General features: G+C 35.7%; 18 protein-coding genes, 1 other RNA gene and 1 pseudogene. 6 read left to right on the top strand and 14 right to left on the bottom strand.

Features of this window, described 5'->3' with window-relative positions; all coding sequences use genetic code 11:
• Positions 1 to 690 precede the first annotated feature (690 nt).
• Positions 691 to 1,968 carry a sugar ABC transporter substrate-binding protein gene (locus F6K27_RS01965; protein ID WP_287275350.1) on the top strand — a complete coding sequence of 426 codons (1,278 nt, stop codon included), beginning with the start codon at positions 691 to 693 and terminating at the stop codon, positions 1,966 to 1,968.
• A 512-nt stretch (positions 1,969 to 2,480) separates the two neighbouring features.
• Here the strand turns inward: F6K27_RS01965 and F6K27_RS01960 are convergent.
• Entirely contained in the window at positions 2,481 to 4,472 is a 1,992-nt protein-coding gene (locus F6K27_RS01960) for a pentapeptide repeat-containing protein (RefSeq protein ID WP_287275351.1), read from the bottom strand.
• Positions 4,473 to 4,512: 40 nt separating this feature from the next.
• Entirely contained in the window at positions 4,513 to 5,772 is a 1,260-nt protein-coding gene (locus tag F6K27_RS01955) for an ABC transporter substrate-binding protein (protein WP_287275353.1), read from the bottom strand.
• Between the two features lie 32 nt (positions 5,773 to 5,804).
• Between F6K27_RS01955 and F6K27_RS34275 the strand changes: the two are divergent.
• From F6K27_RS34275 to F6K27_RS01940, 3 genes and pseudogenes are all read left to right on the top strand, one after another.
• Positions 5,805 to 6,117 (top strand): annotated as a pseudogene (locus tag F6K27_RS34275) (hypothetical protein); the annotation flags it as partial.
• A gap of 245 nt (positions 6,118 to 6,362) precedes the next feature.
• Entirely contained in the window at positions 6,363 to 6,533 is a 171-nt protein-coding gene (locus F6K27_RS01945) for a hypothetical protein (RefSeq protein WP_287275355.1), read from the top strand.
• A 180-nt stretch (positions 6,534 to 6,713) separates the two neighbouring features.
• Positions 6,714 to 7,616 carry a response regulator gene (locus tag F6K27_RS01940; RefSeq protein ID WP_287275357.1) on the top strand — a complete coding sequence of 301 codons (903 nt, stop codon included), beginning with the start codon at positions 6,714 to 6,716 and terminating at the stop codon, positions 7,614 to 7,616.
• Here F6K27_RS01940 and F6K27_RS01935 read toward each other — a convergent pair.
• The 8 genes from F6K27_RS01935 to F6K27_RS01900 all read right to left on the bottom strand — a co-directional run bounded on the left by F6K27_RS01935 (position 7,596) and on the right by F6K27_RS01900 (position 14,042).
• Positions 7,596 to 8,858 (bottom strand): folylpolyglutamate synthase/dihydrofolate synthase family protein, encoded by a 1,263-nt coding sequence (locus F6K27_RS01935; protein ID WP_287275359.1) that lies wholly within the window; start codon positions 8,856 to 8,858, stop codon positions 7,596 to 7,598. The two genes, F6K27_RS01940 and F6K27_RS01935, sit on opposite strands and share 21 nt — an antisense overlap.
• A 109-nt stretch (positions 8,859 to 8,967) precedes the next feature.
• Complete coding sequence (locus F6K27_RS01930; protein WP_287275361.1) at positions 8,968 to 9,861, bottom strand: RimK family alpha-L-glutamate ligase; 894 nt, start codon at positions 9,859 to 9,861, stop codon at positions 8,968 to 8,970.
• Positions 9,861 to 10,676 (bottom strand): hypothetical protein, encoded by an 816-nt coding sequence (locus tag F6K27_RS01925; protein ID WP_287284184.1) that lies wholly within the window; start codon positions 10,674 to 10,676, stop codon positions 9,861 to 9,863. Before F6K27_RS01925 ends, F6K27_RS01930 begins: the two co-directional genes overlap by 1 nt.
• A 345-nt stretch (positions 10,677 to 11,021) precedes the next feature.
• Complete coding sequence (gene rsmI, locus F6K27_RS01920; protein WP_287275365.1) at positions 11,022 to 11,861, bottom strand: 16S rRNA (cytidine(1402)-2'-O)-methyltransferase; 840 nt, start codon at positions 11,859 to 11,861, stop codon at positions 11,022 to 11,024.
• Positions 11,862 to 12,031: 170 nt separating this feature from the next.
• Positions 12,032 to 12,457, bottom strand: a complete 426-nt coding sequence (locus F6K27_RS01915) for a hypothetical protein (RefSeq protein ID WP_287275366.1) — start codon at positions 12,455 to 12,457, stop codon at positions 12,032 to 12,034.
• A 77-nt stretch (positions 12,458 to 12,534) separates the two neighbouring features.
• The gene (locus tag F6K27_RS01910; protein ID WP_287275368.1) at positions 12,535 to 12,903 is read right to left on the bottom strand and encodes a phasin family protein; all 369 of its coding nucleotides are present in this window, start codon (positions 12,901 to 12,903) and stop codon (positions 12,535 to 12,537) included.
• 752 nt (positions 12,904 to 13,655) lie between these two features.
• An RNA gene (ffs, locus tag F6K27_RS01905) (signal recognition particle sRNA small type) lies at positions 13,656 to 13,752 on the bottom strand.
• 23 nt (positions 13,753 to 13,775) lie between these two features.
• The gene (locus F6K27_RS01900; protein ID WP_287275370.1) at positions 13,776 to 14,042 is read right to left on the bottom strand and encodes a YciI family protein; all 267 of its coding nucleotides are present in this window, start codon (positions 14,040 to 14,042) and stop codon (positions 13,776 to 13,778) included.
• A 24-nt stretch (positions 14,043 to 14,066) separates the two neighbouring features.
• Between F6K27_RS01900 and F6K27_RS01895 the strand changes: the two genes are divergently transcribed.
• The gene (locus F6K27_RS01895) at positions 14,067 to 14,627 is read left to right on the top strand and encodes a 2'-5' RNA ligase family protein (protein ID WP_124143011.1); all 561 of its coding nucleotides are present in this window, start codon (positions 14,067 to 14,069) and stop codon (positions 14,625 to 14,627) included.
• A 498-nt stretch (positions 14,628 to 15,125) separates the two neighbouring features.
• On the opposite strand, the gene F6K27_RS01890 is transcribed toward F6K27_RS01895, so the two are convergent.
• Positions 15,126 to 17,816 (bottom strand): P-loop ATPase, Sll1717 family, encoded by a 2,691-nt coding sequence (locus tag F6K27_RS01890; RefSeq protein WP_287275372.1) that lies wholly within the window; start codon positions 17,814 to 17,816, stop codon positions 15,126 to 15,128.
• A gap of 19 nt (positions 17,817 to 17,835) precedes the next feature.
• Positions 17,836 to 18,270, bottom strand: coding sequence for a hypothetical protein (locus tag F6K27_RS01885; protein WP_124143013.1), 435 nt, complete (start codon positions 18,268 to 18,270; stop codon positions 17,836 to 17,838).
• 152 nt (positions 18,271 to 18,422) lie between these two features.
• Here F6K27_RS01885 and F6K27_RS01880 point away from each other — a divergent pair, with 152 nt between their 5' ends.
• The gene (locus F6K27_RS01880) at positions 18,423 to 18,998 is read left to right on the top strand and encodes a Uma2 family endonuclease (protein ID WP_287275374.1); all 576 of its coding nucleotides are present in this window, start codon (positions 18,423 to 18,425) and stop codon (positions 18,996 to 18,998) included.
• A gap of 190 nt (positions 18,999 to 19,188) precedes the next feature.
• Here the strand turns inward: F6K27_RS01880 and F6K27_RS33445 are convergent, their stop codons facing one another.
• Positions 19,189 to 19,392 carry a hypothetical protein gene (locus tag F6K27_RS33445; RefSeq protein WP_353735916.1) on the bottom strand — a complete coding sequence of 68 codons (204 nt, stop codon included), beginning with the start codon at positions 19,390 to 19,392 and terminating at the stop codon, positions 19,189 to 19,191.
• Positions 19,393 to 19,800 (bottom strand): hypothetical protein, encoded by a 408-nt coding sequence (locus F6K27_RS01875; protein WP_353735915.1) that lies wholly within the window; start codon positions 19,798 to 19,800, stop codon positions 19,393 to 19,395. It lies immediately after the preceding gene.
• Positions 19,801 to 19,982 lie beyond the last annotated feature (182 nt).

Here is a 19,982-nt window from a genome sequence, read left to right as displayed (position 1 = left end):
ACAGGATTAGGATTAGGTGTTCATTTTTGGGCGTTAGGTATAATACCAATTTTACGTGAGGCGACACAGAATTATGAAATTTATTAACTTTTCTGTCTCGCTCTACAGTCAGTTCTGATTAAAATATTATTCTATGCAACTTCAGTTTAATTTTGTATAAGCTATTTAGTCTACCATAAAATTATATAATTAATTTTGCTTATATTTTTCCGAATTAAAACTAGATTGCTTATATTTTATAGAGAGTTAAGTGATTTTAAAAAGTATCATTTTACAGCTTAAATTTAATGTAAAACAATGTTTTTTTACGAGCAAATTATTTAGATTCAGTTACTAAAAACTAATCTTATAATTTTTTACTATTCTCAATTTATAGCGGTGTTCACAAAGGTAGACTTGCATTGCTTCTGCCTTCTGCCCTCTGCCTTCTGCCTTTAAGCCAAAATCTCTGTATTCTATGTTAATGAAAACTGCTATAAGCTATTAACTGTTTTCCCCCAAAATTAATTCCTGAATCACCTTTCAAAGTTAAATTTTATATATTGATAAAACCTCTACTATAAATAGACAAAAATATAGTAATTTAGAATTATTATATAATTTTATTTTTCCTTGATAATGGAAGGTGCAAAAATTATCATAACTTCAATCAAATAACTATATTTCAGATACTTTTATAGATTTCATCAAATGTTTTACATTGTTAAATGGCAACGTTTTAGACTATTTGCTATCTTCGGACTAATCTTAACATTTTTGATTAGTTGCACCACTCTCTCTCCTAACTTAAATACTCAAGAAATTAAGTTTTGGACGATACAGCTTCAACCTCAATTTACAAATTATTTTAATCAGTTGATTGCTGATTTTGAAGCAGATAATCCAGGTTTATCGGTGCGATGGGTTGATGTACCTTGGTCGGAGATGGAAAGCAAAATTGAGAGTGCTATTTTGACAGAAACTCTTCCAGATGTTGTTAATCTTAATTCAAGTTTTGCACATTTATTGACTGAACCTAATACTTGGTTAAATTTGGATACTATTTTATCAGATTCGGTTAAGAATGAATATTTATCTAATCTTTGGCAAGCTAGTCAGATTAATGATAAAAGTTTTGGTATCCCCTGGTATGCCACAACAAATATAACTATTTATAATTCTCAGCTATTTCAACAAGCAGGACTAGAGCAACCTCCCAAAAATTATTCAGAGTTAGCAGAGGTGGCTAAACAGATTAAAGAAAAAACTGATAAGTACGCATTTTTTATTTCTTTTCTACCAGAAGAATTTTCAGAGGTATTAGAGTCTTTTGGCAAGATGGGAGTGACACTGATAGATGTTGATGGAAAGGCTGCTTTTAATACTCCAACTGGTCAGACAGTATTCAAGTATTGGGTTGATTTATATCAAGATGGGCTATTACCAAAGGAAGTATTGACAAAAGGGATTCAAGCTGGTATAGATTTATATCAAGCTGGAGAAATAGCTATGTTGTTTTCTGGTTCAGAAGCGATCGAGGCAATATCTGAAAATACACCGGATATTGGACAAGCATCAGAACCTGTATCTCAAATTACGGGTGAAACTGGTAAAAAGAGTATGATGTTAATGAATTTAGCTATTTCTAGTAATACTAAACTACCAGACCAAGCGCTGAAATTTGCTTTGTTTATCACTAATAATCAAAATCAAACTGCTTTTACTCAAGAAACTAATGTTCTACCTTCTATAACTCAGACTTTAGAGAATAATTATTTTCAAAATCTTCCTTCTAATGCTTCTACTCAAGATAAAGCTCGAATTATTAGTGCTAATCAAATGCTGAAAGCAGAAGTTTTACTTCCACAAGTTAAAAATTTGAATGAGTTGAAACAGATTATTTCTCAAAATTTACAGGCGGCTATGTTGGCAGAGAAAACTGTTGATCAGGCCATAGCTGATGCGGCGTCTGAGTGGGATAATTTATAGTTTTTCAGGTTTAAAATTGGGAATTCTTAAAGTAGTAATATTATGTCCGGTTAAACATTTATAAATAATTAGGGAGGAGTCAGGAGACAGGAGTCAGGAGACAGGAAAAAAGGGCATTGGTAATTAGCAAGATGATTTTCTACTAGGGGTAATACCCATCACTGACTCTGGTAAAATATTTAGGACTTGCTGATTAATTATCAAAGTATTTATATATAAAGGTTTTAGCCTTTTGAGGGTCGAAAAAAGTGCGCTTGTTTCAGTTGAAAACGCTCAAAAAGCTAGTATTTTGGGCTGACTATGGCAGAAAAATTAAGGGACAATTCTTACTCCTACCTCCTCGCTCATTCCCATTTCTCCTGACTCCTGACTCCTGACTCCTGACTCCTGACTCCTGACTCCTACCCTCGCTCACAGGACTTTTTCAGCAAACCCTATTTAAAGGTATCAGAAACAGATTACTCTTAAAGTTTCATCTCTTGATTTACCAACGCCCTTTTGTGAGACTACCGTTAGAACCAGCCATATTCCTTGAGAAAATCACGTACAGTGTCTGGGTCATCTTGAGTTAATAGACGATGCTTAACGGGGTAAACCCGATAATCTGCTCCTGACCTTTTTTTTCTCAAGACAGAAATTGTTTTTTTAACAGCATCAGAACCAATCTGAAGACCGGACTGATCGATAATCAACTCTAAAGGACTATTGGCATCTAGTAACATTTCTGCTTTCTCTTTCGACAGGTCTAAAACCCCAAAAACCTTAACTTTGTTATTCAAACCAGATTCTGTCACTGCTGTAAGTGCAGTCTCCGTTGCTAGATTTGACCCTCCCCAAAGTATCTGAACATTAGGATTATTTTTAAGTAGTTTTTTAACCTTTATAATATCCCTGGTAGAAGTAACGCTAACGGAGTCAACAATTTCAAACGAGACATTCGATTCATTTATCGCTTTTGATACCCCTTGAAGATAGGGGTAGTAGCGATCGTAGACAGCACCATCAACCAAGGCAATTTGAACCGATTGTCTTGAGGAGGAATTGGGCAGTAAATTCTTTTGAGTCCATTGTGCTATGTATTGGCCTGAATCATAGCCCATTTGGAAACTATTTGTATTAAAGCAAGCAATGGCTAAATCTTCTGCTTTGATAAAATCGAAGCAGAAATCTACAGTGATAATAGCCACTCCAGCATCGCTAGCCTTTTTCAGCGCAGGAAGTGAGTCAACGGGATCTTCAGGTGTTAAGATAATCCCATCCATACCATCATCGATCAACTGCTTAATTATTTTGGCTTCGTTCTCCACACCACTGGAATGAGGAATACCCCAAATTTCCACACGACGGTTAGCTGCACGACGCATCCCCAATTCATAGGCATCGGAAAGACTTTGAGAAGTTTCTGGTTTGAGCAAAGCTATCCGTAAACGAGGTAATCGTTCTTGTTCCATCTGCTCCCAATTAGGCATCTTAGTAGTTTCCTGCCAATTTTTAGCCCGTTTAATTTGAAATTTTGACCAAATTTTTGCTCCCCACAAATCGGCCCCTTTTAATTCGGTTTCTCGCAGATTAGTGGGTTTTAATTGCGCTCGTGTGGCGTTAGTCATGCTACTTAAATCGGCAAAACGCAAGGTGGCATTCTCTAGATTAGCTTTATAAAAATCAGCCCCCCTTAAATCTGCTCGATTAAAATTCGCTGATTGTAAGTTGGCTCGATGAAAAATAGCATCACGGGAATTAGCCCATAAGGCTCTAATCTTGACTAGACTAGCTTCGGAGAAATTGGCTGCCTGAAGGTTAGCTCCATACAAATTACTATTATCTAAATTACTATCTTGGAGTATGGCTTTCTTTAAGTTGGCTCGTGCTAAATTCGCACCCTGTAATTGGGCACCCGTTAGATCCGCACCTTTTAAATTAGCCTTGGCCAAATTTGCACCCTGGAGATTACTCCCTCGTAAATTAACTCCGACAAGACTTGCACCTGAGAGATCAGCTTCTTCTAAATTTGAATGGGAGAGATCCATTGAATATTTATTAACTTTCTGTGAACCCTGACTGAAAGATAAAGATTGGCAAGGATTAAGGGTAAGATTAGGCATTTTTGCTTTAGGTGCTTTTAGTCCTGGATTACCTTGGCAACTTTTATTATTTAAAACTTTCAGGGCAGCAATCCGTCCATCACTATATTCATGGCCAGATTCTTCACGCAGAACCTTTCGAGCTTCTTGTATCTCCTGTGTTTTTCGATTAGGTATGGTAATTACATAAGACACCACGGCAAACAACAGTGCGCTCTCACTTAAAATAACCGTTAACTTAAATAAAGACACATCTTGCAGCCATTCAACAAAATCAGAAATTTTTGTGTCTACAATAGAAATGGGCTTCAATAGTTTAGGTTCTTTTAATCTAGCCTTTTCAGGACTGCTTTTAGATTTTTCAGAATTGAGAGACTCAGGATTACTCATTTCTGCTAGTAAATTTTTTTCTTTTTTATCCATTAGTTATTTTTCCGATAAATAAACCAATAAGAATCAATAATTATTGAAATATATCCCTTAATTTATCTGGCTTTAAATGTTTAAATCCTTGAGGAGTCAAAACATTTATTAAAACTAGGTCAGAGGACTGAGTTCTGCCTTGAGTAAAATCAATTGAAACACCACCTAGATCAAATTGGGAAATAGTAACCTGCTTTAAAAAACTATCACGATTGATTTCTCCTGGTATTGTTTGGAGAATTTTTAAAGTCATTTTTCCTACAATATATCCTTCTAAAGATACACGATCAAACTCGTTTTTTAGCTGATATTTTGCTTCTTGAACAATAGGTAGATCGGAGTTTAATGAGGGAACAACTTCTGTGAGAATCACTTTGTCTTTGATACCGTATTCTTCTAAGTCGAACTGTAATTCTTCTGCATGAGCAAATGATAGGGAGGAAATAACCCAATCCTCTCTTTTCTCTTGAGCTAACTTAATAAATCGTGCGATATTAGTAGAAGTTCCTGCTGTAACGACTAATCTACAGTTTCTTCCTGTGTTTTTTTCCCACTTTTTTAATGAGTTATAACCTTCTTTTACATAGGGAGTATTACGGGGATAAAATCCTACGGGGCTAAGGAAAGGATTGTCTTCATTTCCCTTTTCTTTATACTCTAAAACTTGGTCATAGGGACGTAATATATTCTCTTCAACCTGTGCTTTTACTAAAGCGTGTCTGACTCCTTTTAATCCCGATATACCATAGCTGTCATCTTGAACATAAGCACAGATTTCATAGGGTTTTACCCCAGCATTTAAAGCCATTTTAACTACAGCTTCTATTTCCTGTGCATAACTCGCACGATAATTAATAATTAGTTGAGATGGCGATCGCAAAAGTTCAGAACCAGTATAAAAACCAATGGCAGGAATATTATTTTTCTTTAAAATTGGCAATGTTTGTTTTGCGGTCGGTGTACCAACATTTCCAATCATTAAAAAAATACCAGATTGAATTAACTGTTGTGTTTTTTTGTGAGCAACTGAAGGTTCATAATAATCATTTTCAAAGATTAACTTAATTTTTTTTGCCTGTACTAATTGGTTATCAAGTGCAGCTTTTAAACCAGATTTCATCCTATTGCCTAAAATCTCTTCTTGTCCTTCTAAAGCGAGGATAGAACCTAGTCTAATTGTTTGGTGAGTAATTCCTTCTTTGGGATCTGATAATGTTTGGCAAGCAGTAAGTCCTACTAAGCTAAGACTAAAGCCAACATGAAAAAAAAACTTAAAGGTCAAATAAATCTTAAAATTCATAAGAAGTTGTCAATTAAAACAATCTTAATTGAACAGTTGATGTCACTTTTTCTGAATATTAATGTCGTATTAAATCGAAGCATAGTCTACACAACTTCACTCTTCTGAGACGATTGGTACTTGATGTTCTCCATCAAGAGAAAATATAGCAATGTGCGCTCAGGTATTTACAATGTCCAGCTCAAAGTGCAGTCTAGAACAGGTCTACAAAAATAATGTGTAAATATGCCAGCGCACATTGCTATATTTAAACGCAGTCTTCGTCAAAAAATGAAGCAAGCTGCTATAAACAACAATTACATGATGACTATTATCAATACTTTATGTCAACCCTCTTTTAGATGAGCTTACCCTGGTTCTGCACAGGGGAAAAGATTAGCAACGGCTCAAGTTTCTCTTCTGAAGAAAACCATCATCAAAAACGATTATCTTCTGGTCAACAATTAATTTTTTCCTAAATTTCCTTAGTACCATAGCGATAATCTGAATAAAATTTTAATTAAGATTCAGTAAAATGACGGATGTTAATCTTTTTAGAAGTATAATCTTAAGAATATCGCCAATCAGGACTGCATTGATGGAGCATTAAAATGATTACTAAAACAAAACAAACTACAGCGATATTTTTTAAACATTTAATCCGTCTGATACCTAAACAATTTAGTGGTAAGTTAGAACTTCAGAATACAGAAGAACAACAGTGGCAATTATATTTTCATCGAGGATGTCTAACTTGGGCAACAGGTGGTAATAGCGCTTGACGAAGATAGCGTAGAAATTTAACTCAATTTTGCCCTTCTATTTCTCTGGAAACTCTAAGTTTCTATACCCATGATGTTTGTGAAAGCAGGCAATATTACATAGTTAATAATCTACTTAAACAAGAAAAAATATCACTTTCACAAGCTATAAATATAATTAACAACACTCTGATAGAAGTATTGTTTGATTTAATTCAGCAAGATAATTTAGATAATTTACAAATTACTTCTCTCACTTGTCATCTACAAGCGGAAATGAAACAACCAATTTTTCGTTTGAGTATCTATGAAGCTTTTGAAAAAGTTAAACCAATATGGCAAGGTTGGTGTGAGGCAAATTTACACAACTACTCTCCCAATTTATCACCTCTATTGAACAAACCTGAAACTCTAAAACAACACACATCTACTCTAATTTACCAAAAATTTCAGGCATTAATTAGTAAACAACTGACATTGCGAGATTTGGCTTTTTACTTAAAGCAGAATTTATTAAGTCTGACTAAAATCTTGATGAATTATGTGAGTCAAGAAATAATTCAATTGACTGATGTGCCTGATATACCTGCATTATATGTAGTGAAAATTGATGTAGTAAAGAGTCAAGCAAAAGAGATTCAAACACAAAATTCATTATTACCAGAAACTATTATAAAGAGCCAGAAAAAATTAGTAGTTTGTATTGATGATTGCCCCATAATTAGTCAAATTATGGGGAAAATTATTACAAAAAGAGGCTATAAATTTATAGGAATTCAAAAGTCTACATTAGCTGTGTCTAGTCTCATAGAAATACAACCAGATTTAGTATTTTTAGACATAGAAATGCCTATTGCTAATGGCTATGAAATTTGTAGCCAACTTCGTAGAGTGCCTCATTTAAAAAATACTCCTATAGTAATTTTCACTGGGAGAGATAGTATAATCGACCGGGTTCGTGCTCAGTTTGTAGGGTGTTCTGAATTTATGAATAAACCAATAAACCCAGAAAAAATTGAGGCAATTTTTCATAAATATCTGTCTTTAACAAACACAAAAACAGAAATTTCAGTAGTAGGGTCTTTAGTTCCGGCTAGTTGCTAGAAAGTGTCCTAATAAATACAGAGAACCACATAAAACAATCAGATTTTCACTTTCAGCCACAGCCTTTCCCATGGCAGTTGTTAAATTGGGGTAAGCTTGACAGAATGCTAATTTTGTGCAAATATTCTTAGCTATAGTAGTAAGCTGACCCGTATCAGCCGAACTATGGTCTGGCACAGGGACTAGGTACAAGCGATCGCCCGGTCTAATCAAAGCGCGAAAAATTTCTGAATGTTCTTTAGTTGAGAGCATACCCATAACCCAACTGATAGATTGGTAATTAAGTGTCCTGACATATCTACCCAATACTTGGGCAGCAGCAGTATTATGAGCACCATCAATCAATAATTTACTGTCTTGCCATTTTGTCCATTGCAAACGCCCAGGCCATTTAGTATTAGCTATTCCTTCTTTAATTGCTGCTGGAAAAATCTGCCAACCCTGTTTTTCCAGGATATGAATTGTCGCAATAGCGATCGCTGAATTTATTAACTGTACATCTCCAAGTAATGGGAGTGGATATTCAATACCTTGATAATTAGCTATTGGTAGAGAATCATTTTCCCTACTCCCCTCTAATAATTCAGCAGGTGTTACCCAAACTGCGGGACATTCCAAATCATTAATTCGCTTTTGTACTACTTTTTCTGCCTCTGGTGGTAATTTCCCAATTACAGCAGGACATCCTGGTTTGAGAATACCTGCTTTTTCACCAGCAATATCAGCCAAAGTTGGACCTAACCTTTGCCAATGTTCCCAACTAATTGAAGTAATCACAGTTACCATTGGTTGCTGACAAACATTTGTGGCATCTAGTCTTCCTCCCAACCCTACTTCTACAACTGCTACATCTACTTCTTGTTGAGCAAAATATAACCAAGCTGCTGCAGTAATAACTTCAAACAGAGTGGGTGAAGCTTCTTCTGGATTAATAGCTGCTTCTACTTCTTCCAATAACTCTTCTAGTTTAGTCGGAGAAATTTGTTGTTCGTTAAGGCAAATACGTTCTGTCCAGTCTACTAAATGGGGTGAAGTGTAACGTCCAACTTTATATCCCGCTGCTGTGAGGATCGAAGATAAGTAAGCACAGACAGAACCTTTACCATTTGTCCCCGCAACGTGAATAATGGGTACTTGTTGATGAGGGTTTCCTAAGTTATCCAAGAGTTGGTAGATGCGTTCCAGACCAAGCTCAACGCCAAAGTGTTCAAAGCGTTTCAGGAAAGAGTCTATTGAGTTCACAGTTTTTTATACCAAAAAGCGATCGCGTTCCTCATATAATGTAGATGTAATCTGATAATATTACAGTAAATTTCTAACTATGTCCATTTTTTTCTTCTGTAGTTTGCCCCTATCCTATCAAGGTCTCAATCATCGCCTCACATAGAGACCCCTTGACCACTTGATCGAACCTAACAAACATCGGTGAACTATTCAGTTCTAAAAATACAAGTTTCTTCGTTTTTGGATCTGTTTTGAAGTCAGCGGCTCCAAAATCCATCCTTAAATTTGCCATGAACTTTCGTAATAACTCCACTTCATCTGGCAGTGTTGCAAGAGGAATGATTTCCGCATCTGGTTGAACCCGATAATCTAGATGCTGACTACGAATTTCAAAAGCAAAGGCAAAATTTCCTACTATATATATCCGAATTTCTGGCGCGACTAATTTATTTTGTACAATAGCTGGCATTGCTGCACAACCATTCCGAAATTGGATAGAGGAATGCAATTGTTCTAGGGAATAACAAAAATCACCCCCTGCAACTGGCTTCGCAATTGCACTCCCCACAGGGTATTGGCCTAATTCCTCGGCTTCGTTTGTAATCAAAGTATCAGGGATGAGTAACCCTAACTCTTCGGCTAAAATTAGCATTGCTGGCTTATTGCCAACCGCAGGTAAATGGTTACGATTAAACAAACGGATCTTAGGTTGTGAGAGTAACCAACCATAGAGAGTTTGATACCAACCGGACGCCCGTTGTGATGCTCCAGATTTGGGAGTGCTCAAATTACCAAAAACGTCATACCGAATAAACGCTCCAGTTGCCGATACAACTAGGTCTTTTATTGTAGGTTGTCCCTGGGTAAGATGCCATGAAAACTCTGGACTATCTTCTTGCCCATGACATACCTCGCAAACAGGAACCTCTTGACTTTTAGCAATTTCAATTAGTCGAGTTAGATTCGGATCTAGCCTCCCACCTGCAACTAGCAAACACCCATCATCTCCTGATTTAATCATTAGTACCGACCAAAAGGACCACTCTCTTCACCAACTGCCATTGTCGTTGGTCCCTCTTCCCCTACAGCCTTTGTTGTTGGTTGAGAACCTTCTTCTCCATATGCCAATGTCGTTGCTTGAGGAGGTTGTTCTTCTCCTACTGCCAATGTAGTTGCTTGAGATTCTTCTTCTCCATATGCATATGTTGTTGGTTGAGGAGGTTGTTCCTCTCCTACTGCTAATGTCGTGGCTTGAGATTCTTCTTCTCCATATGCATATGTTGTTGGTTGAGGAGGTTGTTCCTCTCCTACTGCTAATGTCGTGGCTTGAGATTCTTCTTCTCCATATGCATATGTTGTTGGTTGAGAACCTTCTTCTCCATATGCATATGTTGTTGGTTGAGGGCCTTCCTCTCCGTATGCTCGTGTACTTGGTTGTTCCTCTCCTACTGCCAATGTGGTGGCTTGAGGCTCTTCTTCTCCATACGCCAATGTTGTAGGTTGAGAGCTTATCTGGCCAGGTGTGATAAACTCACCAGCATGAACAGTAATGGAATTAATACGGGCTGAAACAATTACTGCATCTGCACCATTAGTCGGTGTAAAATCCACAGTAGCCATAATTGGCGTTAAGCGTGGAAGACTAACATCTGATGGTTTATCAGCGTCAAAACTAAATTCTAGGACAGAATCATCTGGATTAGGATCGGCTGAGTTATCTAAACGAGGATTTGTCCATCCGGAAGTTGCACTCAGTCCCTCTGCTTGAATACAGAGCTTCAGCGGAGACTCGGTAATCTTAATTACAGAAACCTGCAGTACCTTGAAAACTTTCATGTTTGAGTGTATTTTTTTTTGGTAAACTTGAGGTTGAACTCAAGTTATACAATCTTACCTTGTTTTCGATATTGACTTCCTATTTTTTTTTGATCTTCTTAATATTTAATGCTGATAACTAGGGCTTGCTGATTAAATCTAAAAGCATTGACATATAAAAAACAAGTGCCTTTTTGGGGTCGAATTGCAGTGCCTGGTATCACGTCTAAAACGCTCAAAAAGTTAGTATTTTAGGCAAGGTTGGGCATAAAAATAATTCTTACAATTCTTACTCCTGCCTCCTGTCTCCTGCCTCCTGCCTCCTGTCTCCTGCCTCTACTAAAAGACTTTTAGTGCAAACCCTAACTATATTTTTAGAGCTATTTGATAAATTTGGCGACGGGATAGGTTTGTTTTTTGGGCCAGTTGACGACTAGCTTGCGATCGCGAAATTCCTTGTTCTAAAAGTTTTTGTAATTCTACTTTAATAGTATCTTCTGATATTACTGGTGTATCTGGTTCAGCTCCTGCAATAATCAGGGTAAATTCTCCCCTTGGTTTATTAGTTTGATAATGAATAATTGCTTGTCCAATTGTACCACGCCAAAATTCTTCATAGAGTTTTGTTAATTCTCTAGCTAAGACTATTTTTCTCTGTTTACCTAATACTTTAGCTAAATCTTCCAAGGTTTGTTTTAGCTTATGAGGAGATTCATATAAAATTATGGTTTCTTGTAAATTTGGTAAAATTTCTAAGTCTTGTTGACGTTGTTTACTTTTGCTTGGTAAAAAACCGATAAATATAAATTTATTGGTAGGTAGTCCAGAAGCACTTAATGCTGTAATACTTGCACTTACTCCTGGTATTGGTACTACGGATATATTTGCTCCAACACAAGCTTTTACTATTTCATATCCAGGGTCAGATATTCCTGGCATTCCTGCATCAGTTACTAGAGCAATTGTTTTTCCTTGATGTAATTTTTCGATTAATTCAGGTATACGACTTTGTTGGTTATGTTGATGGTAACTTAATTGTGGAGTTTGGATATCAAAATGTTGTAATAATTTGTTGGTGTGGCGAGTGTCTTCTGCTGCTATTAAGTCTACTGTTTGTAGGGTTTTAATTGCTCGAAATGTTATATCTTCTAGATTGCCTATTGGTGTGCCAACAATGTAAAGAGTCCCTGAATTTACTTCACTCATAACTTGACTATCCTACTTCCTCGATCTTTCATTTAGGAGTAAAGTCTCTTTAGTTTTTCAATGCTTAGAAAGTAACTCTGAATGGTCAAAATAATCTGATTTCTAAATAGTTCCAATTTACAACTAAATTAATCGTAAAATTTTGATTCTAATAAATTTATTACTTCGGTTTAGTTCAAATTACTATTATCTGATTCCCAGTCTGGACAAGTTTCTCCCTCTACACCATAAGGGTGCATACCACAAACTAATAAATTTCCGCCATAAACTTGACCATGATAATTCTTACATCCCCTACAAGCTGGATGTTCTTCTACTGTTGGTTCTACACGATCAACAAAATAGTCTATATCTTCCCCTCCCACATCAAAATCTAAGTCCAGGTATACTTCGATAATAGGATCTATTAAATCATTTAGATACTCATCTATCTCTACAATAAAGTTAGTACGTATTTCTTCAGTAATCTCTTCCGAGAACTTTCCCCACTCATCAAATACTTCAGAAATTTCTTCTGACATTTCATTGAAGAAATTTTCTACCTCTAATGCAGCAGTTTCAATTACTTCAAACAAGTTTTTTGACCAGTCTTCCATGATTATCTGTTTGAGCTTTTCTCTTTAAACCTAGGGTGTCTAAACTCTTGGAGCAGAGCTTAATTTTGGCCTAAGATTTAATCTTTTTGTAGCCGATGCAATTCATCCTGTAGCTTATGCACTTCTTGGCGCATTTTATCTACTTCTTGGTTTGACTCTGATGAACTGTCATCCTCAGAAAGAATTTCTATACGACGTGGTTCCCTTGGTCCTGTTTCTGGAGATGATTCTACCGTTGGCTTTTGCATAGCTTTATTCATCATATCTTCGACAAATTTACGACCCTCTTCCGTAGTCATTTCACCACGCTTAACCATCTCATCTGCCAGTTTTTGGGTCTCTGTTCTTAATTCATTCAATTTCTGGTTAGCTTTCTCTCCTGCATAAGAGGCTAATCCCACTCCTAGATAAACCGCCCTTTGAATAATTCCTCCGAAATTATCCATAATATATCCTGGCTCCTGTTAAGTGACGTTATCTCCCGCTAAATCTCGCTATTATAGCGGAAGTTTCTCCTCCTCACGGATGGATATTCCTGCTTCCCTGGCTGACTAATGTCTAAGCCTCCACAGGCAGCAACGATGAGACCCACCGCTGTCTTGTACTAAAAGTTCTGTACTCACCTGGTTTCCGATACGATTTTGCTAACAAATGTTAACAATGCACAGCAAGATAGCCTGCTGAGGGGGTATCTCCCAAAGTCTACAAGAAAACCTGTAGACGCTTTTTAAACACTTACATCGTCTTGGTTATCGACGTTCGCAGAAGTTTTAATTACTTGACCATGCTAGGGGTAACTTATCAGGATAGCGGTTACATAGTGGCCTGGTGCGTGCACCATAAACTACTCTGTCTGCACATGATTATAGCACAATCTATGCAACTATATCGGTATAACTATATCAACGTATATGAATTTATGTGAATAAATATTAGCAAATCAACAATAGTTAATCAACCTTCAGGGAATTTTACCTCAAATACGGAATTACCAGGACTTCACCAGTTGAACCCCATATTTTTGGTCGTCTAGATTCAGCAGTCAGGTGCGTATTGCCGCTACTCCTAACTTGTCTGAACTTAGAATGCTTAAGCTACCTTGTCAACTAAAGAACGCTACTCGTTTTTTTGCGGGTTGTTATTCCCCTCTCGTTATGGTTAACGGGTATAACGGGAGACCCCTCGTGACATTTAGTTGGGTGACCCGGAGTCAACGCCTACTACAAGCATCCCGTGTTGCTGCTACCTTCCGGTCCTGACAAGGTTTAGGCGTTCTAGTCGCGCTGGTCCGAATCGTTTTCTACTATAACACAAATTTTTATTCTGCAACTATACACCACTGATAAATTTCATAAGTGACACAATTATTTTTGATGAGGGGGTCTTCGGCCACTATTTTTTGGTCTTCTGCCATAGATTTGGCCTCGAATAGTAACATTCCTCCTTGATGGTTTTTCCAGTAACCAGTCTTAGCTTTATGTCCTTTAGCAATTAATTCTTGGACATAAGCTTTATGAGCTGGTACATACTGGTCAAATATGGTTTTTTCGACTATACCTTTTTCTATTTTGGCAAACCAAGGCATTTTATTTTTTAAATTTTGAATTTTATGGGCCTATCAAAACGTTTATTATTTGTGGCTCTTGTGCCACCGGAAAATATTCAAAACCAAGTAACTGAAATTAAGGAATATTTTGCTAGAGAATATAATAGCAGTCATGCTTTAAAGTCTGTGCCTCATATTACTTTACAGCCTCCTTTTAAATGGCCGACTGAAAATTTAGCTCTTTTGCAGGAGTCTTTAGAGACTTTTGTTCAAAATTGCTCTGCTTTTCCCATTACTTTATCTGGATTTGCTGCTTTTCCACCTCGTGTTATCTATATTAATGTTGTCAAAACTCCAGAACTTTTAAAAATACAAAAAGACTTAATTGGATTTACAGAAACTACTTTAGGAATTGTGCATCCCGCTTCTAAAACTCGACCTTTTTCTCCTCATGTTACTGTAGCTTTTCGAGACTTAACTAAACAGAATTTTAGAGCAGCTTGGTTAGAATTTCGGGAGCGATCGCTTGACTTTGAATTTACAGCTTCTCAGTTAACTTTATTAATTCATAATGGTAAGCGGTGGGATATTTGTAATGAGTTTCCTTTTTTCAGCAAAAATTGAGATAATCCGTAAGTATTCAGCACTCAGCTATCAGTTATTAATTTATTGCTTTTTGAGGAGGAATTAGTATTAATAGATTTAAGGAGAATTCAAAGTATTGGAAAAAACTGACCTTGACAAGGGAGAGTGTATATTCATTATTTATGAAACAGCTAAAAGCTGAGTGCTAATAAGCGTTCTTCTTTTTTCCGAAATTCAATAATTCCTATTTCCCTCATCAAAGAAACAAACTCTTCAAAATTTTCTAGAATTTTCTCGAACTTTCTCTGGCAAATTCTGCCATATTTCTTGTAATTCTTCTTTGATTAAAAAAGCTGGTTTTCCCTGAAGGGAATCAAAAAAATTAATTAGATAGGGATATTCCTCTAGAATTTTTTCACATCACTTTTCTGATGCTTTTCTGAATCCAGATTATAGAGATTTTATTTTTTCATTTTCTCAGCACAAATTGAGATAATTCACTAATAAGACTTAGGCAAATTTGGCAGATAGAAATTTCTATACTGTACCTTGGCGAATTATTTCAAAGCCATAAACATATATATCTGCAAATTTATAGCGTTTTTCTTTTTCCCAAAATTCAATAATTCCTATTTCCCCCATCAAAGAAATAAACTCTTCAAAATTTTCTAGAATTTTCTCTGGTAAGTTCTGCCATATTTCTTGTAATTCTTCTTTTGTTAAAAAAGCTAATTTTCCCTTAAGAGAATCAAAGAAATTAATTAGATAGGGATATTCCTCTTTAATTTCTTGACATCGCTTTTTTGATGCTTCTTTTAACCCAAATTCTAGAGATTTTCCTTGCAGTAGACGCTCTGTACGGATTTGAGTTAATGATTTTCCTCTGAAAGTTAATTCTTGTTCTTTTGCTCCTTCAAGTAATAGACTTAAACTTCGAGGAAAAGTCGTGCCACTTGAGTCTGTTAAGCGTTCATAAACCCATCGAGATACTTTTCCTCTTCGACGACGACTTCCCCATAGTAATTCTAATGCTTTATCAAGCTCTTCTTCATTCGCTATATCTATACTTTCAACAGCAACAGGAGAAACTTGGTCAACTAAATTTTTGAAATCTTGAGATTGTATTGCTTGACGAAGCGCTAAACGTAAAAAGTCTATTTGATTCCACTGTAAAATAATATCCCTTCCAGTAAAATGACTTTTATTATCAAAACTTAAACGATTCCAAATATCTTCTCTCAAGAAAATTTTAAATCTAATTTCTGTTAGTCTACTTGCATCACAAGACTGAACTAATTGAAATAATCCAGTTAATGCTTGTTGTCTTAATTCTCCTGCTTCCGAAAAATCTTCATCTAAATCATCGTAAAGAAACCATAATTTTTGAGACTTTTCTTTTGCCTCTTGATTAAGAATAATATTTACTGCATCTTTAACTGTAAGTATGAGTTGAGAGTTAGTAGATAATTCTAATAAAGCTTTAGTTGATTCAGACTGCCATATATCTTTTGGTAAATTATTAATTATTTTTTTCAGCTCGCTAAACTTTACTCCTTTACCTTTATTACCTCTGGGAAATTTTAGTAATTCTTCCTGATAACATCTAAATAGTAGATAAGCTCTCCAAAAAGCTTCCCATGTTCCATTCTTTTCCTGCAAATTTATATGAATAATTTGAAATTCTTCACGGGTAGGGCGACTTTCTTGAAATCTACCGTGTCCTGATAAAAATAAGGTATTATCTAAGCGTCCACGAGCTAATTTTTGAGCCACTTCTTGATGTTTTAAAAATAACCAATATAAGGCAGTTTTACCTGTTCCTTTTTTTCCTCTAATTAGGCAGGTTGTATCATCTAAAAATTTGTCAAAATCGGTAGTGCGCTGAAATAATAAGCTTAAATCTTGCTTTGGATCGGCGGCATTTACTTCAGGAAAATCTAGACTTTCAATAATTTCCCATCTTTGTTCAACAATATTTAAAACACTACTGCGTTGAATTTCATCATTTTTTTCATCAATTAGATTAGCAATTTTACTATAGTAATCTTGCATTTCTGGTATTGGATAGCTATCAGCAAAGGCAACTGGTACAAGGTAAGGAACTACTAATAATCCATCATTTTCTGGTTGATCGTTACTTGTCTTTGAATCCTCTTCATCAGTATCATAGTTTTCATCTGTTCCATTTTTTATCTTTTCAATCAATAGCTTCCAAATTTCTTTGACTTTATCTAAACTACCCTTTGTTACATCAGGTACAGGAGAAAAAACAAAATTAATGGATAAATTTTTCAGACTTTGAAGAGATTCTAGTAGTAGCTCTATTCCCTGTTTATTTTGTTCATTAGGAAAAAGAAAAATAATTGCTTTATCAGCAGCTTGAATTAATGATAAAGCACCCCATTGATTAATGCCAGTTCTTGAGTCAATTAAGAGAATATCTGGTTTTAATTGTTCTTGAATTTCCTGCTTAAAAATAGACCAAAGATTTTTGTCTCCATCTATAACAGTTGTGGCATGAAGATCGTCAACTTTAGACACATAATCAAGACTAAGATATCCAGCAGGAACAACAAATAATCTCCCTTTAGCGTTAGGTATTCTTACTTCACTAAATATGTCTGTAATTAAAATATTGGGTTCTACTCCTTCTGGTAAATAAGAACGTTCATAGAAATAATCAACAATTCCATATTTTGGCTGCTCTTTAAGGTTAAATGCTGTACTTAACCCAGGTGCTTCTAAATCTAAATCAACAGCTACAACTTTACGGCCTCGCATTGCTAAAATTGAGGCTACATGAGTTAATGCAGTAGTCCTACCTACTCCTCCTTTAAAAGAATAAAATGTCACTGTTCTGGGTATACTGGGTTCTTTCTGGGGTAGTTGAGGTTGATTTTGTGGGTTTGCTGCTTGGATAGCTAAATCTTGCCAAGTTACTAATGAGAATGTCTCAGAAATTTGTGGAGGTGAAATATTTAGTGATTCAGCTTCTTTAGGTGTATATAAGGAAAGAAACCCAGGAGATAAATGAGGCACTTGAGATTTTAATAAGTTAGAAATTTGTTCTTTCCGATGAGGGATGGATAAACCAAAAAAGCGATCGCTAACTAAAGTTAAATTGAGCAAACCTGATGTGGAAATATTTACATCAACCCATTCTTGAGAGTTTTGAACGTATTGGTTTTTAATATTTTGCTTTAGTAATACTTGCCAATTTTCTTGCATTTTTAGTTCCTTTAATTTATTAAAGTGTAGTAGCTTGTTTTTGTAGCCATCCTATAAGCTTTTGATATGTGTTGAAGCAGTTTTTATAATTTACATTATTAGCTTCAATAGCAAAATAACGTATATCTATAAAATGTTGACACATTGGGTTTTCAATTTCATCCAACCACTTTCGTACTTGAGGAAATTTATCAATTCTAGATTTAAGTTTATTGTGTCGTTTTAATGCTTCTGTGTAGCTATGTCCTGGATTAGTAAAAGTATGTCCTGGATTATTGTTATCTGTTTTCCATTCTCTAGTTGCACTGTTTGGTAAAGTAGCAAAAATCATTGCTTTTAATAAACACTCAATAGTGACACCTCCAAAGTGCATAGCTCCAATTTTTATTCCTGATTTATCTAATATTTCTGTATCAGAATAGCGTTCTAAAAAAGCTGCTTGGTAATCTTCCATAAATAAAAAAATATAGCTTTGATCATGAAAAATATCATGATTTTAACATTATATTTCCTACGCATCCGTAGAGACATATTTGGAGAAAGCTAGTTTCTGGTTTCTCGTTATTGCTAATGATACAATCATATAATACCTCTATCTCCCAAAACATGATTGCTAACCAAAACACAAATTATATTCCTCCTGAAGAATATCTAACAGGAGAAGAACTCAGCTCTATCAAACACGAATATATTGATGGACAAGTATACGCAATGGCAGGTGCTAGTGATGCTCATGTCACCATTGCTGGAAACTTATTTGCACTGTTGAGAAATTATCTGCGAGGCAGTGGTTGTCGTGTTTATATGTCGGACATGAAAGCTCTTATAGAAACTACCAATACATTCTTCTATACTGATGTTATGGTGACTTGCGACACCAGAGATAAAGCTTTACCAAATCATAAAAAATATCCTTGTTTAATAGTGGAAGTTTTATCGGAAAGCACTGAAGCATTCGATCGCGGTGACAAATTTGCCAACTATCAGCAATTACCAACTTTGCAAGAATACGTTTTGATTAACCAAAAACGCCAACGTTTAGAATGCTTTCGTCGCAATGCTGAAGGTCTTTGGGTATTGCACACTTACACTCAAGGCAGTGAAATTCATCTGGCAAGTATTGACTTTCGGACTAGCATTAATAGTTTGTATGAAGATGTCACTTTTGGAGAAACTCTGTAGTGCATTATATCCTTGGGGGCGGGATCATCAGATAATTTATAACACCATTAATTTAACGCGGAACCTGCCCCTACTTTTGCAACGTTGAGATCGCTTTTACGTTTACTGCTAATATCTACTTTTTTTCATTTTCTAGTAGATTTCCTATTGTATCATTTTATATGAAACAGTCTACTACAGTCCACTACTACTAACTCACGGTCGAATAACTTACAAAATTAGTTAAAATTCCTAAAATTTTCGGTAAATTCTTAACAGAATATTCTTCCAAATCAACCGTCATAGTTTGAGATTCTAACTCTAAAAACTGCCAAGTAGTTCCAGTAGTAACAACCCCATAAATTAGAGGAATTTCATTATTTTCTCTTTGATTAAAAACTTGGGCGGCGACCATTTATGCCATACATTGAGCCAAACCCGACTTGATATTATCGTTTTTAGCTTCCACCACAGCAACAACTGGCGCTTCAATCAAAAGTTGCAAAGTGGAACAGCTAATAATAAAGTCACAAAAACCATTCAATCCCTGTTCGATATCAATATTAAATTCTACACCCGAAAAAATGCTTATTTGATTGTCTAACTGTTTTTTGATTGCAAATAAAATCGGCGCAATAATTAACTCGGAACGCGCTTTTTCTGTACCAATAGCGACTGCTAACGGTAAGTAATATTGCAGTGCTTCTTGTAAGAATTGACTGGGTGGAATTTCTGGCAAGTCATTAAACTTTCCCACGGTTTCAACTATTGTTAAATTAAAGGTTTTTTGCAACTCTTCTATAGTGAATTTACTGTAAGACATTGGTTTTAATTTTTTGGGGAGTGTCTCCTAATCTTTGTTTTGATTGCTATATTTAGGGTTTGCTGAAAAAGTCGGGTGATGGTAGGCAACAGGGAACAGGGAACAGGCAACAGTCTAGTAGTCTGGTAGGGTGTGTTAGCGAAGCGTAACGCACCGAACATAATCAGGACTTACGCAAATTC

It is taken from the genome of Okeania sp. SIO2F5, from assembly GCF_010692685.1.
Lineage (GTDB): Bacteria > Cyanobacteriota > Cyanobacteriia > Cyanobacteriales > Microcoleaceae > Okeania > Okeania hirsuta.
The sequence above is the reverse complement of the archived record's forward strand: the minus strand, read 5'-3'. Positions and strand labels throughout refer to the sequence as shown.

Excerpts from the sequence above, each read along its gene's own strand:
- F6K27_RS01895 (WP_124143011.1), top strand. The coding sequence starts at position 14,067 with ATGGGCCTATCAAAACGTTTATTATTTGTGGCTCTTGTGCCACCGGAA.
- F6K27_RS01955 (WP_287275353.1), bottom strand. The coding sequence starts at position 5,772 with ATGAATTTTAAGATTTATTTGACCTTTAAGTTTTTTTTTCATGTTGGC.
- F6K27_RS01960 (WP_287275351.1), bottom strand. The coding sequence starts at position 4,472 with ATGGATAAAAAAGAAAAAAATTTACTAGCAGAAATGAGTAATCCTGAG.
- F6K27_RS01915 (WP_287275366.1), bottom strand. The coding sequence starts at position 12,457 with ATGGAAGACTGGTCAAAAAACTTGTTTGAAGTAATTGAAACTGCTGCA.
- F6K27_RS01890 (WP_287275372.1), bottom strand. The coding sequence starts at position 17,816 with ATGCAAGAAAATTGGCAAGTATTACTAAAGCAAAATATTAAAAACCAA.
- F6K27_RS01930 (WP_287275361.1), bottom strand. The coding sequence starts at position 9,861 with ATGATTAAATCAGGAGATGATGGGTGTTTGCTAGTTGCAGGTGGGAGG.
- F6K27_RS01945 (WP_287275355.1), top strand. The coding sequence starts at position 6,363 with ATGATTACTAAAACAAAACAAACTACAGCGATATTTTTTAAACATTTA.
- F6K27_RS01900 (WP_287275370.1), bottom strand. The coding sequence starts at position 14,042 with ATGCCTTGGTTTGCCAAAATAGAAAAAGGTATAGTCGAAAAAACCATA.
- F6K27_RS01880 (WP_287275374.1), top strand. The coding sequence starts at position 18,423 with ATGATTGCTAACCAAAACACAAATTATATTCCTCCTGAAGAATATCTA.
- F6K27_RS01925 (WP_287284184.1), bottom strand. The coding sequence starts at position 10,676 with ATGAAAGTTTTCAAGGTACTGCAGGTTTCTGTAATTAAGATTACCGAG.
- F6K27_RS01885 (WP_124143013.1), bottom strand. The coding sequence starts at position 18,270 with ATGGAAGATTACCAAGCAGCTTTTTTAGAACGCTATTCTGATACAGAA.
- F6K27_RS01965 (WP_287275350.1), top strand. The coding sequence starts at position 691 with ATGTTTTACATTGTTAAATGGCAACGTTTTAGACTATTTGCTATCTTC.
- F6K27_RS33445 (WP_353735916.1), bottom strand. The coding sequence starts at position 19,392 with ATGGTCGCCGCCCAAGTTTTTAATCAAAGAGAAAATAATGAAATTCCT.
- F6K27_RS01910 (WP_287275368.1), bottom strand. The coding sequence starts at position 12,903 with ATGGATAATTTCGGAGGAATTATTCAAAGGGCGGTTTATCTAGGAGTG.
- rsmI (WP_287275365.1), bottom strand. The coding sequence starts at position 11,861 with ATGAGTGAAGTAAATTCAGGGACTCTTTACATTGTTGGCACACCAATA.
- F6K27_RS01875 (WP_353735915.1), bottom strand. The coding sequence starts at position 19,800 with ATGTCTTACAGTAAATTCACTATAGAAGAGTTGCAAAAAACCTTTAAT.